The organism is Streptomyces cinerochromogenes (assembly GCF_014648635.1).
Classification (GTDB): Bacteria; Actinomycetota; Actinomycetes; order Streptomycetales; family Streptomycetaceae; genus Streptomyces; species Streptomyces cinerochromogenes.
Genome location: NZ_BMRM01000018.1, coordinates 21,291 through 33,365, shown reverse-complemented (window position 1 = coordinate 33,365; position 12,075 = coordinate 21,291). Strand labels below are relative to the sequence as shown.

The window sequence follows — 12,075 nt, the reverse complement described above, 5'->3', positions numbered from 1 at the left end:
GATCTCCCAGCGTTCCGGTAGAGGGCGACCAGCTCATCCGCCGGGTACTGCTCGTGGTTCAGCAGGGAGGTGCCCAGGTGCACGACCTTGTCGCCCTTTGCGAAGGTGATGACGCGGTAGTGATCTCCTTCGGCAGCACCCGCCCCTTGCGGGCGGCCCGGAGGCGGACCTCCTTGCGCATCAGCGTCAGCCGGGAGCCGTCCGGGAGGTCGGCCTGCATGGTGTCGCGGTGCAGCACCAGCGGTGGCCTGCCCTTGAAAGTGATCATCCAATGGGCTGAACCACCCTGCTGCTGGCAGGGCAGGGCCGTCGCGCCGCCCACCCTCCCACGCCCTCGCAGCAGCAGACACCTCGTACGACGTCGTCATCGACCGCGAGACCGCCAAAGAGGGGCTGCGCCGACTGCCCGAGCGGGAACGCATCGTCCTGTACCTGCGCTTAGGCGCTGTGGGGCCGTGGGTGTGGTGGCAGGGGCGAAACGCTGCCGGCGCAGAGCCTGAGCCTTCTTGGCTTCCTCACGCAGGCGGCGGGCCCGGGCTGTACGGGTACGCCGCAGGGCGTCGAGTTGCTCGGGCGTGGCGGCGTCGGGGAGGTGGGCAGGCCCGAGATGGGGCCCGGCAGGGTCGAAGACCTCGATCTTGTGGTCGTGATGGGGCATGTAGCGGATACGGACAGTGCGGCCTGCCTGGCCGGCCATCTATGCGCCAACCTAGTCGCGGCCGCGCCGGCGCGCCCCGTGGCTGGTCAGCTTCCGCGGCCGGCCGTCGTCTTCCAGCATCAGAGCCCACAGAGCGGCCTGGGGGGATGTCGGAGAGCGGCGTGGGATCCGCCTGCCATGCCTCGATGGGCGTCTGGCCGACGAGGCCGTCAGGCGATGCTCGGTGTTCCACCACATCGTCCAGGCCAGGACCTCGGCGGTGAACTCCGTGAAATTCAGGGGTGATGGGGATCTTTGCATCTCCTCACCCTGTGCTGAGGATGGCCCCGGAGTTGCTCGCCTTGATTCCTCAGGCGTGCAAGTGCTGATCTGCGGGTTGCCGAACTTGAGGGCTGGTTCTTGGTCGGGTGGCTGGGTGGGCACGAGGGCTGGGACGGGGCGGTCCGGGGGTGGGTGGGGTCTCTCTCGTGGGCGGGAACAGGTGGTGTGGGAGCGGGTTCAGGGTTCGATGGCGAGGTGTTCGATGAGGTCGTCGCGCAGCGTGAATCGATAGCGGAGATCGATGGTGCCGCCGGGGAAGTTGCCTTCGAGGTGGTGTGTGGCGATGTAGTGGGCCGTGTTGGTCTGCTGGGCGTTCGTGAGGTGGATGGTGTACGTGAATTCGGTGGCGGATCGGTCCAGCCACCGCTCGATCGCGGCGCTTCCCTGGTAGGTGTTGCCGTCGTCGATCACTGTGGCGTCGTCGGTGAACGTCGTGACCGCGGTGGCGGTGTCGTGGGCGCGGTGCGCTGTGAGGTAGCGGGTGATCACCGCGGGCAGGTCGTCCGGGGTGATGGTTCGGGGCTGGTTGTCGTGCATGACGATCCTGAAGGTGGTGGCGGGTTCAGACGGTGGGGGTGGTGCCGCCGTCGACGACGTGTTCGGCGCCGACGATGGCCGAGGCGCGGTCGGAGACGAGGAAGGCGACGAGTTCGGCGACCTCCTCGGGCCGGTTGGGACGGCCGAGCGGGATGCCTCCCAGGGAGTCCATGAGCCGGCCCAGCGCCGCTTCCTGGCTGATGCCGGCGTCGTCGGCGATCCGGGCGACGAGGTTGTCGGCGGCCGAGGTCTGGACGAAGCCGGGCGAGACGGTGTTGACGCGGACGCCGTACGGGGCGACCTGGTTGGCCAGGCCCTTGCTGTAGGTGGTCAGGGCGGCCTTGGCGGCGGCGTAGGCCAGGGTGCCGTTCCACAGCGGCATGCGGCGCTGGATCGAGGTGACGTGCACGACCGCGCCCTTGCCCGTGGCGATCATGTGCGGGAGGAGTGCGCGGTCCAGGCGGACGGCGGCCAGCAGGTTCGTGTTCAGCTCCCTTGCCCAGTCGTCCTCGCCGAGCGCGGCGAATCCTCCTGCCGGTGCCTCGGAGCCGCCGAGGGTGTTGACCAGGATGTCGACGCCTCCCATGCGGGCGTCCACCTCGGAGGCGACGTGGGCGGCGCCCTGGGCGGTGGACAGGTCGGCGGTGATGAACGTCTTCTCCTCGACGTCGTCGGGGCGGCTGCGGGCGGTGACCAGCACGGTCGCGCCGGCCTCGGCGAGCCGTCGGACGATCGCGGCTCCGGTGCCCTTGGTGCCGCCGGTGACCAGAGCGCGTCGGCCTTCGAGGGATTCGCTGATGGACGTGGTCACGTTGTGCTCCGTTCCCGGGCGCATATATACGAGGCGCCGCTCCCGTCTCGACTGCTAAAATAGAAGCTACTAACTTCGACATTAGCAGTAACTGAGGGGATGGTCGCCGTGGCGAGCCGGATCAGGCTAGAGGACCGGGAGTGCCCGCTGTCCACGACGGTGGAACACGTCGGCGAGTGGTGGACACTGCTGATCCTCCACGACGCCTTCGACGGCTACACCCGCTTCGACCAGTTCCAAGAAAGCCTGGGCATCTCCTCCAGCATGCTCACCACCCGGCTGAAGACCCTGGTCGCCGACGGTCTGCTGGAACGCCGGCCCTACCAGACCAGCCCCGTCCGGCACGAGTACGTCCTGACCGAACTCGGGCGCTCCCTGCGCCCGGTGATCGTCGCCCTCGCCGCGTGGGGCAACTCCCGCCTCGCACCGACGGAGCGCAGCATGATCCTCGTCAATGCGCACAGCGGCGAGGAAGTCGAGCCCGTCGTCGTCGACGCCAAAACCGGCCGCCGACTCGACGACAGCGCCGCCTACGTCTTCACCGCAGGCCCCGCAGCCAGCGACGCGATGCGCACCCGCTACGCGGCACGGCCGGCCATTCCCGCAGAAGAGGCGTAAGCCCCCCGGAAGAGCCTCGTACAGCCTTCAGCAGGGCCGCAAGCACGGGCTGCACCTGACCAGCCTTGCGGCACCGGCTTGTCGCCGGCGTGATACCTGCCAACCCTCCCCAGTCGTTGAGAACTGGATCAAGTGAGGCGAGGAGCAACACCGGTCGTTTCCAAGGCTCTGCAATCGAGCTCGGCGGCCGTCCCGCCGCCCGGCTGTGCCACCGGCTGCGGCTGACCGCGGGCCGGACCCGGCTTCTCAGGCTACTGACGGCGCCGGCGGTGCCGGACCGTGCGCCGCGGGTGCTGGGGGTGGATGAGTTCGCCTTCTGCAAGGGCTGCACCTACGGCACGTGCTGGTCGACGTCGAGGCCGGCCGGGTCGTGGACGTACTGCCCGACCGCACCTCGGAGACGTTCGCGGCCTGCCTCACCGAGCATCCCGGCGCCGAGATCATCGGCCGGGACCGCGCCAGCGCCTACACCAAGGCCATCAAGGCACCCTCTTTTGAAGGTCCTGACGTCCATGCCGGGAGTGGGCGTCAGGACCGGGGCCAGGATCCTCATCGAGGTCGGCGAAGGCAGCACCTTCCCGGTCACCTCGCCGCTTACGCCGGTCTCGCCCGGCGACCCGGAACTCGGGCTCCTCGATCCGCGGCGAACAACCTTTCCGGCGTGGAAACAAGCAGCTCAAACGGGCTTTCTTCCTTTCCGCGTTCGCCGCCCTGAGCGACCCGGCTTCGCGGGCCTCCTACGACAGGAAGATCAGCCAGGGCAAGCACCACACCCAGGCCCTGCTCTGCCTCGCCCGACGCCGAGCCGATGTCCTCTTCGCCATGCTCCGCGACGGAACCTTCTACGAGCCACAGCCCGCCAAAGCCGCCTGACCTGCATAAACAGCACTACGAGACGGGACGATCCCGAGATGCACCACGGCATCTGAACCAATACGCCAGTCGGCAAGGCACCGCGGACTCACACCATGAAGGTGGTTTATGTCCGGATCGGCACCGGCACTGACCAGCAGCAACAGCACCGCACCATCACCTCGATACGTGAACACCGCTGCCCGCAAAGGCGTATTGCCCTGCTCGTCGGGGACATCCACTCCCACACCCGCCGCCAAGAGAGAGCTGACCGCCGCGGCATCCTGCTCACCCGCCGCGAAATGCTGGGCCCCCCGGCGCACGAATGTACATCCGGCGACCTGCCTCGCTCGGTCGGTCATCGGCCGGATGGGTGTCAGCCGATGTCGATCACGACCTTGCCCTGGGCGGTGCCGCTCTCCACGGCGGCGTGGGCGGCGGCGACGTCAGCGAGCGTGAAATGCCGGGGGTCGAGAAGCGGCTTGAGTGCCCCGGCATCGGCCAGTGCGGCTGCCTCGCGCATGATCTCTCCGTGATGTTCACGCCCGCGTCCGGTCAGCAGGGGCAGCAGGGTGAAGACACCGGAGTAAGTCGCTCCGCGGAACGACAGTGGCGCGAGGCTGTGTGTTCCCCACCCCAAGGCGCTCACGACATGACCCGTGTAGGTGCGTACCGCGGTGAAGGAGTCGTCGAGCACGGAACCACCGACGGTGTCGAAGACGACGTCGAAGCCCTCGCCGCCGGTGTGCTTGGCGACGTATTCGTCCACGGTGGCGGCGGTGTAGTCGATCGGGATGGCCCCCAGGCGCTGGACGACCTCCAGTCGCGGAGGTGACGCGGTGGCAAAGGCCTCGGCACCGCTAGCACGGGTGATCTGCACAGCCACATGGCCGATGCCGCCAGCTCCGCCATGAATGAGGACCCTCTGCCCCGCGTGGACCTGCGCCCGGTCCACCAGTCCCTCCCAGGCCGTGATGACGACCAGGGGCAGGGCCGCGGCCTCGCGTGCGGTGAGCGAGGCCGGCTTGCGCGCGAGCAGACGCGCGTCCACGGCAGCGAACTCGGCAAGCGAGCCCTGCACGTCACCGACACCGCCGGTCATGCCGAAGACTTCGTCGCCCGGTGTGAAGCCGTGGACACCTGGGCCGACCTCCTCGACCACGCCGGCCAGGTCCAGGCCGAGGACGGCCGGGAGCGTGCGCCTGGCATGAGCCGCCTTGCCGGCCCGGATCTTGGTGTCCAACGGGTTGACGCCGCTGGCCTCGACCTTGACCAGCACCTGCCCCGGGCCGATGTCGGGCTTGTCGATCTCAGCGAGGACCAACGGCGTGCCGAACTCTCGGAGAACCGCTGCGCGCACGACTGCACCTCTTCCCTGTCTTCGTTGATGTGGGTATGCGGCCGGCACGGTGGTGCACCGGCCGCGATCAGAGGTGACTGCCGATGAGCAGGCGTGCCGTCGACTTCGCTCCTCCACGACGGCGCGGTCCTGCAGCAGGCGTCCCAAGGCCAAGGCGCCATCAATCAGGAGTCCGATCTGCCGGGCCAGCGCGCTGGCGTCGTCCGCGCCGGCCTTCTCGGACAGCTCGGTCAGCCACGCCTGACGCCGCCGAGTGTGCTGCATAGTGACGGCCCGGGCCTCCGCGTCCAGGTCCGCTTCGACCGCCGCGCTGACAAACGGGCATCCGAAGAAGCCGTGCCGTTCGAAGGCGTCCGTCAGCGCGTCAAAGTGTCCGACGAGTTGCTCACCAGGGCCGCCCCCGGCTCGTGCGGCGGCGTCTTGTAGCTGCGTCATCCAGGAGTCGTCGGTCCTGCGCAGATGCGCGGCGATGAGCTCAGCGACGCGGTACCTCTCCCGCCGTGAGGTGCGATCCCGAGCGGATGAGTGAGCTCGCGGTGCGCGACGGAATCCCGCCTGCCGTCGTCGCCTTCGTTTCCTTGGCATGCAGCCTCATCTGCTGGATGCGACTGAAGAAGCACCGATCATAATCGTGTTACAAGCTCTACACGGTGAGCCATCAAACTTGATCACGAATGTCCGGACTTTTATTATTCCGCAGCGAACCGGGCGATAGGCTGAACCGTCTGGTTCATCCCGTCATCCCCTGATGGTTCAGCAGGGTAGGAGTGATTGTGATGCCCATGCCGGCCCACCCGCCGAAAAACCCATCAAGCCCATTTTCATCCTTTAGTGGTCACCATGTTGGTATCCGCGTTCCCGACTACGACGCGGGGAAGGCCTGGTACACGGAGAAGCTGGATTTCCGAGTGCTCCAGGAGTGGCCCTACGGTGAGCTGAAGCTCGCGTACCTCTGCCCGCCCAACGATGACAACTTCCATGTAGAACTGCTGGCCGGACCGGTACCCTTCCCGAACGAGGTCCTCGACGACCTCGGAGTCAGCCTGCAGCACGGCGGCTACCAGCACATGTGCTTCCATGTCGACGATGTCGACGAAGCACGTGCGGAGCTCGCTGGCCGTGGTGTCGACCTTATCGGTGAACCTTTCGAGATCGAGGACATCAGCCGGCGACTGGCGTTCTTCCGCGACCCGTGGGGCAACATGATCGAACTGTCGCAGAAGCTGCCCGGAGCTGGTTCCTGATCGGTCTCACAACATCAGTATGCGCTCAGTTATCCAGACTTTTACTCGCCCACCGCACCGTCCGAGAAGAATAGCGCGGGCCTTGCGCTGCCGTGTGTTGCGACTCAGTCGAACCACAAATCGTCGTCTACGATCCACGGCCGAGTACTCGCAGCCGTCCGAACGGCCGAATCATCACTTCGTTCACGCCCAACCAGAGCACTTCAACAAGATCGTGTTACAAGCTTTACGACACCACCTAACACTCCGGCTGATGGGTCAGGCGCTCCGCGGTTCCATTTTGCGATCGAATAGCTTCACTCGGGCGAGACGGCGCTTCTGGTAGGCCGGACTCGCCGTGTTCGCTAGCGTCTACCCATGTGGCATACGAGATTCACCGAAATGTTCGGTATCACCTACCCGGTGATGGCAGCCCCGATGAGCTTGCACAGCGGCGGAACACTCGCCGCCGCGGTCTCCGCGGCCGGCGGGCTCGGCTCCTTCGGGGGAACACGTCCCTGGAAAGGGCCTGACTGGATCCGTGCGGAGATCGCGACCATTCGCGCCACGACTCACCTCCCGTTCGGAGTCGGCTTCATCACGCCACTCCTCCCCTTCACCGAACCGCATTTCGAGGCCGCTCTGGAAGAGCGACCAGAGGTCATCGCGCTGTCGTTCGCCGACCCGCAACCGTGGCTTGCTCGAGCCAAGGCCGCAGGAGCCCGGGTGATGTGCCAGGTACAGAACTACGATGACGCACAGACGGCCGTCGCCGCGGGTGCCGATGTCCTCGTGGCGCAGGGTACCGAGGCCGGCGGCCATACCGGGACGATGGGCCTCCTGCCGTTTCTGGCCGGGATCGTGAGGCGCTACCCCGATGTTCCGGTGCTGGCCGCAGGAGGCATTGGCGATGGCCGCACACTCGCGGCCGTCCTCGCCGCCGGGGCGGACGGCGCCTGGCTGGGCACGGCGTTTCTCGCCACGCCCGAAGCGATCGAGGTGAACGATGTCCACAAGCGCCTGATCGTCGAGAGTGATGGCAGTGACACCGTATGGACGCGGACCTACGACATTGTGTCGGGGCTGCCGTGGCCGGCGACCATCGGTGAACGAGTCCGCCGCAATCGGTTCACCGATGAGTGGTCAGAGCGCGAGGCGACGCTGCGGGACCGCAAAGAGGAATTCGCGCCCCCCAAGGACGTCAGTCCCGTTGAGGACCCGCGCGACCCTGACACGAGCGCGATTCTCTATGGCCAGTCGGCGATCTTCGTCGATGCCGTCCGTCCCGCCGCCGAAGTGGTCCGCACGATCAGTGACGAGGCCGAGGCAATCCTGGCCTCACGGCCTCGATCGCTGCTGAGCTGACGAGCAACCCAGCTCGTGCGGGGACGGCGAAGCTCGACGTGCCGGTCGTGAACGCCTGAGTCACCACCCGACGGAAACGCGGCTGGGGAGGTGGCGGACGCCGGTGGATGCGGTCGACTGAGCGTGGTGAACGCATGACTCCGGGTGGTCTCTGGGAGCTGTTGACGGTGGCTGCCCTGTCATTCTCGTGATGTTGCCGAGGCGTGCTCGGTGATGGCCTCGAAGAGGAGGAGGCCCTGATCCACCAGTTCCTCCCTTGAGATGCCCAGATGTCCGTTGAACCAGCTCAGCAGCATCTCGCTGACCGCGCCCACGACGGCCACGGACAGGGTGGCGGTGTCGATCCGGGGATCATGAAGCTCTTCTCTCAGGAGGGAGTCCACGAGGCCGCTCATGCGCTGCAGGCCCAGACGCCGTTCGCGTGCTGTGAGGGGACCGGCCCCCAGGGATTCTGTGAGTTTGACGCGCCCTTTTCTGGGGTCTTCCAGAGGTAGCCCGGTGATGACGTCGATCATGTTTCGAGCCCGGTCGCGCAGCGGCTGGTCTGTGGCGATCGCCTCGGTGCACCGGCTGATCTGTTCCTCGTAGATGTCTCTCATGAGCGCTGCCATGAGATCGTCGAGGGACGCGAAGCTTTCCGCGAAGTACCTGTCTTTGAGTCCGGCGTGGCGGAGAACCGCACTGATCGATGTGCGGGCGTATCCCTGAGTGGAGAAAAGTTCGAGTCCGCTTTCCATGAGGCGCCGACGGCGGAGCGAAGCGCGCTGTTCCGCCGTGGCTCCGCCATATGTCCTCACGATGTGCCACCTCTCCTTGAGGCGTGCTGCTCATGGTGCGATGTCACGCACCCGGGGGCCGGCCTGCCGACTGCGATGCTCAGTGGCCTCGTGTGAGTTCTTGAGCCGCCGGTCCGGCCCTCCTTCGTCGGGCGACGGCCACAGCATCTACTCTCGCATTTCACCCATCTGGTGACAAATTACCCCAGATGGGTGTAATGTCGGATTCATTCAGTTGTGAATCATGAAAGCGCTCCCCCAGGGCCGGTACCAGCCGCAAGGGGCGCCGCAGATGCGGCCCGCCCGCAGGTTCGACGCGCCGGGCCACTGCGCAGGAAAGTCATGACCGGCAGCGGCCTGCGTACCGCGCTGAGCATCCTCGTGCCCGCTGTTCATCCACGTATCGCATACCACGGAATGTCGTGGTCCCAAGGCCATGCCGTGGGGAGAGTTCACCAATGGATCCCAACCATCTGTTCATCGGCGGACGCTGGGTGCACACGTCCGGTGACCGTGTCATCAACGTCGCATCCGCGAGTACCGGCGATCATCTCGGTGCCGTACCGGACGGTTCGCAGGACGACATCGACCGGGCGGTCGGAGCCGCTCGTGCCGCATTCGACGCACCGACGGGCTGGTCCTCCTGGGGCCCTGAACAACGCGCGGCCGCCATGATCCGTCTCGCGGATGCGCTCGATGCCCGGAAGGGGGCGACCTCCGCCGCCGTCAGCGCGCAGAACGGCATGCCGATCACTGTCGCCCGGTCCTTCGAAGGTGTGGTGCCGTCAGCCCTGCTGCGCTACTACGCGGGTCTGGCCGACAGCATGACGTCCGAGCAGCTGCGTACCGGACTGCCCCGTGGCACCACGCTGGTCCGACGGGAACCCGCAGGCGTCGTAGCCGCCATCATGACCTGGAACTTCCCTCAGACCATCGCCTTCTTCAAGGTGGCCCCGGCTCTGGCGGCCGGTTGCGCGCTCGTCCTCAAGCCGGCTCAGGAGACGGTCCTCGACTCGGTGCTGCTGGCGCAGGCCGTCGAGGAAGCAGGCATTCCCGACGGTGTGATCAACATCGTTCCGGGCGGCCGTGACACCGGCGCCTATCTGGTCTCCCATCTTGACATCGACAAGGTGTCGTTCACCGGATCCACCAGAGCGGGACGCCAAGTGGCTGCCGTATGCGCCGAGTTGCTGCGGCCGGTGACCCTGGAACTGGGAGGCAAGTCCGCCGCCGTTGTCCTCGACGACGCCGACCTCGCCGCGAACGCAGAGCAGTTCTTCATGGCCAGTCTGCTGAACAACGGTCAGACGTGTTACGCGAGTACTAGGATCCTGGCCCCTCGCAGCAGGTATCGGGAAGTGGTGGAGTTCTGTACGGCGATGGCCCGTGACGCCGTCGTCGGTGATGCGCTCGACCCCAACACCCAGATCGGCCCGCTCGTCAGCCAGCGCCAGCGCGAACGGGTCCTGGGTTACATCAAGACCGGCCTCAACGAAGGGGCTCGGCTCACCACCGGAGGAGGCCGGCCAGCCGGCCTCGATCGAGGCTGGTTCGTCGAACCCACCGTATTCGCCGACGTCGAGAACTCATCGACCATCGCACAGGAAGAAATCTTCGGCCCGGTCCTCACGATCACGCCCTACGACGGCGAGGACGAGGCAGTGCGCCTGGCGAACGAGTCGGCCTACGGCCTCGCCGGCACCGTCTGGACCACGGACCTGGACCATGGTGCCCAGGTGGCCCGCCGTTTGAGGACCGGCACCGTCGGGCTCAACGGCTATCTACCCGACCTCACCTCCCCCTACGGAGGTAGGAAGGCCAGCGGACTCGGCAGCGAACTGGGGCCCGAGGGACTTCACGCATACCAGCAATTCCAGTCGATCTACCACCCCTGATGCGACAGCCGTCACCCGGCTCGGCGAGTCCGGGCGACGGCCGCTCGCCGGGCGAGGGAACCAGCATGACTTCCACCGGAATCGAAGGATTCGACTACGTCATCGTGGGCGCCGGCAGCGCCGGTTGCGTACTCGCAGACCGCCTGAGCCGCGACGACCGCGTTCGGGTGCTGCTCCTCGAAGCGGGCGGCCCCGACACCGACGAACTCATCCACATCCCAGCCGCGCTCGGAATGCTCTTCGGATCGCATACCGACTGGAGCTACCGTACGGTCGAGCAGCCCCAGCCGGGGCGCGCCTTCTCCTGGCCCCGGGGCAAGACACTGGGCGGCTCATCCTCCACCAACGTCATGATCTACACCCGGGGCAACCGACACGACTACGACAGCTGGCGTGATGAGCACGGTGCGAAAGGCTGGGGCTACGACGACATCCTGCCCTATTTCATGAAGTCCGAGTCCAACCACCGCCTCGGCGAGCCCTACCACGGTTCGGACGGCCCCCTGCACGTCGAGGACCGCGCCTACACCCACGAACTCTCACAATCCTGGCTGGACGCCGCCGTGGAATGGGGAATGGACCGCAACGACGACTTCGCGGGGGCTTCCTGTGTCGGCGCCGGCCTGTACCAGGTGACATGCCATCACGGGCGACGGTGGTCCACGGCCGACGCCTATCTGCGCCCGGCCCTCGGCCGACCCAATCTCACGGTGCGCACCAGCGCCGTGGCAACAAAGATCACGCTCGACGGATCACGCGCGGCCGGCATCACCTATCTCCGGGACGGACAGGAGCGGACGGCCCACGCCGACAGGGAGATTCTGCTCTGCGGCGGATCCATCAACTCGCCCCAGCTGCTGCTCCTGTCGGGCATAGGCGATCCCGACGAGCTGCACGATGTGGGGATAGACGTCCGAGTCCCCCTGCCCGGCGTCGGGCGTAATCTGCAGGACCACTTGATGGCTCCCGTCGTGTGGGAGACCCGGAACTCCACTGATATCGTCCGGGACCTGCTCACCCCGGACAACCTCGAACGCTGGCGCACACACGGCGACGGGCCCTTCGCCTCCAACTACGGCGAGGTCGGCGCGTTCCTCAACGTAACCGACGGCCAAAGCCGTCCTGACGTCCAACTGGTGGGAGGGGCCACAGCACTCATTCTCAGCGGTGAGGAAGGACCTGACCGGCCGGTGTTCACGATGAACTGCGTCCCCCTGCACCCGCAGACTCGCGGCACCGTCCGTCTCGCGTCGCCTGATCCGCAGGCCCCACCGCTGATCGATCCCCGGTACTTCGACGTGCCCGCGGATGCGTCGGTCATGGTCGCCGGACTCAGAGCGGTCATGGACATCGCCCACCGCGCACCGTTCGCTGAATACCTCGCGCGGTCGTACCTGCCGGCCAGTGACGACCTGGACGGTCTGGACGACGCCGCTCTCGAAGAACACGTCCGCAGATGGAGTGCCACGGCGTATCACCCAGTGGGAACCTGCGCCATGGGAACCGGACACGACTCCGTCGTCAATTCGGATCTGGAGGTCTACGGAGTCGAGCGACTGCGTGTCGTCGACGCCTCGGTCATGCCGACTGTCATCAGTGGAAACACCAACGCACCCACGATCATGATCGCCGAAAAGGCTGCCGAGCGGATCGGGTAGC

Annotated in this window: 11 protein-coding genes and 2 pseudogenes; 7 read left to right on the top strand and 6 right to left on the bottom strand. The window is 66.6% G+C overall.

The genetic code is table 11. The annotated features are described in order from the left end of the window. Window positions 1–58: 58 nt before the first annotated feature. The gene (locus IEZ20_RS29925; RefSeq protein ID WP_189304438.1) at window positions 59–268 is read right to left on the bottom strand and encodes a hypothetical protein; all 210 of its coding nucleotides are present in this window, start codon (window positions 266–268) and stop codon (window positions 59–61) included. A gap of 65 nt (window positions 269–333) precedes the next feature. Here IEZ20_RS29925 and IEZ20_RS39930 point away from each other — a divergent pair. Then, window positions 334–438, top strand: a pseudogene (locus tag IEZ20_RS39930) (B/F/G family RNA polymerase sigma-70 factor); the annotation flags it as partial. Window positions 439–1,156: 718 nt separating this feature from the next. Here IEZ20_RS39930 and IEZ20_RS29920 read toward each other — a convergent pair. Both IEZ20_RS29920 and IEZ20_RS29915 read right to left on the bottom strand, forming a co-directional pair. Continuing rightward, window positions 1,157–1,516 carry a nuclear transport factor 2 family protein gene (locus tag IEZ20_RS29920; RefSeq protein ID WP_189304436.1) on the bottom strand — a complete coding sequence of 120 codons (360 nt, stop codon included), beginning with the start codon at window positions 1,514–1,516 and terminating at the stop codon, window positions 1,157–1,159. Window positions 1,517–1,541: 25 nt separating this feature from the next. Then, window positions 1,542–2,351, bottom strand: coding sequence for an SDR family oxidoreductase (locus tag IEZ20_RS29915; RefSeq protein WP_189304433.1), 810 nt, complete (start codon window positions 2,349–2,351; stop codon window positions 1,542–1,544). A gap of 75 nt (window positions 2,352–2,426) precedes the next feature. Here IEZ20_RS29915 and IEZ20_RS29910 point away from each other — a divergent pair, with 75 nt between their 5' ends. After that, the gene (locus IEZ20_RS29910; RefSeq protein WP_189304431.1) at window positions 2,427–2,945 is read left to right on the top strand and encodes a winged helix-turn-helix transcriptional regulator; all 519 of its coding nucleotides are present in this window, start codon (window positions 2,427–2,429) and stop codon (window positions 2,943–2,945) included. Between the two features lie 485 nt (window positions 2,946–3,430). Continuing rightward, window positions 3,431–3,818, top strand: a pseudogene (locus IEZ20_RS29905) (transposase); the annotation flags it as partial. Here IEZ20_RS29905 and IEZ20_RS29900 read toward each other — a convergent pair. Both IEZ20_RS29900 and IEZ20_RS29895 read right to left on the bottom strand, forming a co-directional pair. Continuing rightward, window positions 3,788–4,159 carry an ankyrin repeat domain-containing protein gene (locus tag IEZ20_RS29900; protein ID WP_189304429.1) on the bottom strand — a complete coding sequence of 124 codons (372 nt, stop codon included), beginning with the start codon at window positions 4,157–4,159 and terminating at the stop codon, window positions 3,788–3,790. The pseudogene IEZ20_RS29905 and the gene IEZ20_RS29900 sit on opposite strands and share 31 nt — an antisense overlap. A 14-nt stretch (window positions 4,160–4,173) precedes the next feature. After that, on the bottom strand, window positions 4,174–5,592 hold the full coding sequence (locus IEZ20_RS29895; RefSeq protein WP_229896313.1) for a zinc-dependent alcohol dehydrogenase family protein: 1,419 nt from the start codon (window positions 5,590–5,592) through the stop codon (window positions 4,174–4,176). Between the two features lie 341 nt (window positions 5,593–5,933). Here IEZ20_RS29895 and IEZ20_RS29890 point away from each other — a divergent pair, with 341 nt between their 5' ends. Beyond that, a complete protein-coding gene (locus tag IEZ20_RS29890) occupies window positions 5,934–6,401 on the top strand; it encodes a VOC family protein (RefSeq protein ID WP_189304426.1) in 468 nt (155 codons plus the stop codon). A gap of 381 nt (window positions 6,402–6,782) precedes the next feature. Next, entirely contained in the window at window positions 6,783–7,745 is a 963-nt protein-coding gene (locus tag IEZ20_RS29885) for an NAD(P)H-dependent flavin oxidoreductase (protein WP_189304424.1), read from the top strand. A gap of 179 nt (window positions 7,746–7,924) precedes the next feature. Here the strand turns inward: IEZ20_RS29885 and IEZ20_RS29880 are convergent, their stop codons facing one another. Further along, a complete protein-coding gene (locus IEZ20_RS29880; protein WP_189304422.1) occupies window positions 7,925–8,542 on the bottom strand; it encodes a TetR/AcrR family transcriptional regulator in 618 nt (205 codons plus the stop codon). 437 nt (window positions 8,543–8,979) lie between these two features. Here IEZ20_RS29880 and IEZ20_RS29875 point away from each other — a divergent pair, with 437 nt between their 5' ends. Next, window positions 8,980–10,416: an aldehyde dehydrogenase gene (locus tag IEZ20_RS29875; protein ID WP_189304420.1), complete on the top strand. Its 1,437-nt coding sequence runs from the start codon at window positions 8,980–8,982 to the stop codon at window positions 10,414–10,416. A 65-nt stretch (window positions 10,417–10,481) separates the two neighbouring features. Beyond that, the gene (locus IEZ20_RS29870) at window positions 10,482–12,074 is read left to right on the top strand and encodes a GMC family oxidoreductase (RefSeq protein WP_189304418.1); all 1,593 of its coding nucleotides are present in this window, start codon (window positions 10,482–10,484) and stop codon (window positions 12,072–12,074) included. Window position 12,075: the final 1 nt, after the last annotated feature.

What these genes read in the sequence shown, in the direction of transcription:
- IEZ20_RS29895 (WP_229896313.1), bottom strand. Translation starts at nt 5,592, where the DNA reads ATGACGCAGCTACAAGACGCCGCCGCACGAGCCGGGGGCGGCCCTGGT.
- IEZ20_RS29915 (WP_189304433.1), bottom strand. Translation starts at nt 2,351, where the DNA reads ATGCGCCCGGGAACGGAGCACAACGTGACCACGTCCATCAGCGAATCC.
- IEZ20_RS29885 (WP_189304424.1), top strand. Translation starts at nt 6,783, where the DNA reads ATGTTCGGTATCACCTACCCGGTGATGGCAGCCCCGATGAGCTTGCAC.
- IEZ20_RS29920 (WP_189304436.1), bottom strand. Translation starts at nt 1,516, where the DNA reads ATGCACGACAACCAGCCCCGAACCATCACCCCGGACGACCTGCCCGCG.
- IEZ20_RS29870 (WP_189304418.1), top strand. Translation starts at nt 10,482, where the DNA reads ATGACTTCCACCGGAATCGAAGGATTCGACTACGTCATCGTGGGCGCC.
- IEZ20_RS29875 (WP_189304420.1), top strand. Translation starts at nt 8,980, where the DNA reads ATGGATCCCAACCATCTGTTCATCGGCGGACGCTGGGTGCACACGTCC.
- IEZ20_RS29890 (WP_189304426.1), top strand. Translation starts at nt 5,934, where the DNA reads ATGCCCATGCCGGCCCACCCGCCGAAAAACCCATCAAGCCCATTTTCA.
- IEZ20_RS29900 (WP_189304429.1), bottom strand. Translation starts at nt 4,159, where the DNA reads ATGACCGACCGAGCGAGGCAGGTCGCCGGATGTACATTCGTGCGCCGG.
- IEZ20_RS29910 (WP_189304431.1), top strand. Translation starts at nt 2,427, where the DNA reads ATGGTCGCCGTGGCGAGCCGGATCAGGCTAGAGGACCGGGAGTGCCCG.
- IEZ20_RS29925 (WP_189304438.1), bottom strand. Translation starts at nt 268, where the DNA reads ATGATCACTTTCAAGGGCAGGCCACCGCTGGTGCTGCACCGCGACACC.